This window comes from Neisseria montereyensis (assembly GCF_024834045.1).
GTDB classification, from domain to species: Bacteria; Pseudomonadota; Gammaproteobacteria; order Burkholderiales; family Neisseriaceae; genus Neisseria; species Neisseria montereyensis.
In genome coordinates this window covers 1-2814 of the sequence record NZ_JANUXW010000018.1, presented here as the reverse complement: position 1 = coordinate 2814, position 2814 = coordinate 1, and the positions used below count along the sequence as shown (strand labels likewise).

Sequence of the window (2814 nt, the reverse complement as noted above, 5' to 3'; positions counted from 1 at the left end):
ACGCACCGGAAGGTTCGGAAGTGACTGTTGTGGTAACCGATGCCAACGGCGCCACCCAAACCGTTACCACCACCGTAAACGGTGACGGCAGCTTCAGCGTAGACGTACCGGGTGAATTGCCTGACGGCGACTACAGTGTAGATGCCAAAGTGAAAGATCCGGCCGGTAACGAAGGCAATGCCAGCGACAAAGGTTCGGTAGACACCACTGCATCTATTACCGTAGAAGCGCCCGATCTGACCGGCGACAACACCCCGACCATTACCGGCACCACCCAAGATGTGGAAGAAGGCCAAGTGGTGACCGTGGTGGTGACCGACAGCACCGGTGCGACTCAAACCGTTACCACGACCGTTAAAGCGGACGGCAGCTACAGCGTAGATGTACCGAATCCGTTGGCCGACGGCGAATACACTGCCAAAGCCAGCGTTAGCGACAAAGCCGGTAACAGCGCCACTGCCGAAGACAATAACGGCAATGTGGTTGACACTACCGGTCCGAGCATCAGCGTAGATGCACCGGACAATACCGGTGACAACACCCCGACCATTACCGGTAAAACCGACGCACCGGAAGGTTCGGAAGTAACCGTTGTGGTAACCGACGCCAACGGCGCCACCCAAACCGTTACCACCACCGTAAACGGTGACGGCAGCTTCAGCGTAGACGTACCGGGTGAATTGCCTGACGGTGACTACACTGTAGATGCCAAAGTGAAAGATCCGGCCGGTAACGAAGGCAATGCCAGCGACAAAGGTTCGGTAGACACCACTGCATCCATTACCGTAGAAGCCCCCGATTTGACCGGCGACAACACCCCGACCATTACCGGCACCACCCAAGATGTGGAAGAAGGCCAAGTGGTGACAGTGGTTGTGACCGACAGCACCGGTGCGACCCAAACCGTTACCACGACCGTTAAAGCGGACGGCAGCTACAGCGTAGACGTACCGAATCCGTTGGCCGACGGCGAATACACTGCCAAAGCCAGCGTAAGCGACAAAGCCGGTAACAGCGCCACTGCCGAAGACAATAACGGCAATGTGGTTGATACCACCGGTCCGAGCATCAGCGTAGATGCCCCGGACAACACCGGTGACAACACCCCGACCATTACCGGTAAAACCGACGCACCGGAAGGTTCGGAAGTGACTGTTGTGGTAACCGATGCCAACGGCGCCACCCAAACCGTTACCACCACCGTAAACGGTGACGGCAGCTTCAGCGTAGACGTACCGGGTGAATTGCCTGACGGTGACTACACTGTAGATGCCAAAGTGAAAGATCCGGCCGGTAACGAAGGCAATGCCAGCGACAAAGGTTCGGTAGACACCACTGCATCCATTACCGTAGAAGCACCCGATCTGACCGGCGACAACACCCCGACCATTACCGGCACCACCCAAGATGTGGAAGAAGGCCAAGTGGTGACTGTGGTTGTGACCGACAGCACCGGTGCGACCCAAACCATCACCACGACCGTTAAAGCGGACGGTAGCTACAGCGTAGACGTACCGAATCCGTTGGCCGACGGCGAATACACTGCCAAAGCCAGCGTTAGCGACAAAGCCGGTAACAGCGCCACTGCCGAAGACAATAACGGCAATGTGGTTGACACTACCGGTCCGAGCATTAGCGTAGATGCACCGGACAATACCGGTGACAACACCCCGACCATTACCGGTAAAACCGACGCACCGGAAGGTTCGGAAGTGACTGTTGTGGTAACCGACGCCAACGGCGCCACTCAAACCGTTACCACGACCGTAAATGGTGACGGCAGCTTCAGCGTAGACGTACCGGGTGAATTGCCTGACGGTGACTACACTGTAGATGCCAAAGTGAAAGATCCGGCCGGTAACGAAGGCAATGCCAGCGACAAAGGTTCGGTAGACACCACTGCATCCATTACCGTAGAAGCACCCGATCTGACCGGCGACAACACCCCGACCATTACCGGCACCACCCAAGATGTGGAAGAAGGCCAAGTGGTCACTGTGGTGGTAACCGACAGCACCGGTGCGACCCAAACCGTTACCACTACCGTTAAAGCGGACGGCAGCTACAGCGTAGACGTACCGAATCCGTTGGCCGACGGCGAATACACTGCCAAAGCCAGCGTTAGCGACAAAGCCGGTAACAGCGCCACTGCCGAAGACAATAACGGCAATGTGGTTGACACCACCGGTCCGAGCATTAGCGTAGATGCACCGGACAATACCGGTGACAACACCCCGACCATTACCGGTACGACTGATGCACCGGAAGGTTCGGAAGTGACTGTTGTGGTAACCGACGCCAACGGCGCCACTCAAACCGTTACCACCACCGTAAACGGCGACGGCAGCTTCAGCGTAGACGTACCGGGTGAATTGCCTGACGGCGACTACACTGTAGATGCCAAAGTGAAAGATCCGGCCGGTAACGAAGGTAATGCCAGCGACAAAGGTTCGGTAGACACCACTGCATCCATTACCGTAGAAGCGCCTGACTTAACCGGTGACAACACCCCGACCATTACCGGCACCACCCAAGATGTGGAAGAAGGCCAAGTAGTAACCGTGGTGGTGACCGACAGCACCGGTGCGACCCAAACCGTTACCACTACCGTTAAAGCGGACGGCAGCTACAGCGTAGACGTACCGAATCCGTTGGCCGACGGCGAATACACTGCCAAAGCCAGCGTTAGCGACAAAGCCGGTAACAGCGCCACTGCCGAAGACAATAACGGCAATGTGGTTGACACCACCGGTCCGAGCATCAGCGTAGATGCCCCGGATAACACCGGTGACAATACCCCGACCATTACCGGTA

Annotated in this window: 1 protein-coding gene; it reads left to right on the top strand. The window is 56.9% G+C overall.

The window, feature by feature from the left end; all coding sequences use genetic code 11:
- Positions 1 to 2814: beta strand repeat-containing protein (locus tag NXS09_RS10740; protein WP_259292507.1), on the top strand; the 2814-nt coding region annotated here is incomplete at both ends.